Here is a 531-nt window from a genome sequence, read left to right as displayed (position 1 = left end):
CAGGCTGAATGTATTATCGAAGACCTGGGAAACGGTGTAACCCTGGAGATGGTGCTAATTCCGGGGGGAACCTTTATTATGGGTTCACCTGCATCCGAAAAGCGATGGAGTCGCTATCATGGCGAAGAAGAACCCCAACACCAAGTCACGATTAAACCCTTCCTAATGGGGAAATATCCGGTTACCCAAGCACAATGGCAACAAGTGGCTAGTTTCCCCAAACTTCAACGGGACCTGAGCCTAGACCCCCCAAGATTTAAAGGATTAAATCTTCCCGTTGAATCGGTTTCATGGTATGATGTAATGGAGTGGTGCGATCGCCTCTCAAAAGTAATCAGCAAACCCTACCGATTACCCAGTGAAGCCGAGTGGGAATATGCAGCTCGCGCCGGAACCACTAGCCCCTTTCATGTCGGTGATACCCTGACCACCGACCTCGCCAACTACCGTGGCGACTACACCTATAGCTCAGGACCCAAGGGAGCCTACCGCGAACAAACCACCCCCGTCGGTCAGTTTCAACACGCCAAC

General features: G+C 51.6%; 1 protein-coding gene. It reads left to right on the top strand.

Features of this window, described 5'->3' with window-relative positions; all coding sequences use genetic code 11:
- On the top strand, positions 1 to 531 hold a 531-nt coding region (locus tag ACTIE0_RS24955), incomplete at both ends, for a formylglycine-generating enzyme family protein (RefSeq protein ID WP_439517087.1).

The organism is Limnospira sp., assembly GCF_051859755.1.
Taxonomy (GTDB): Bacteria; Cyanobacteriota; Cyanobacteriia; order Cyanobacteriales; family Microcoleaceae; genus Limnospira; species Limnospira fusiformis.
The sequence above is the reverse complement of the archived record's forward strand: the minus strand, read 5'-3'. Positions and strand labels throughout refer to the sequence as shown.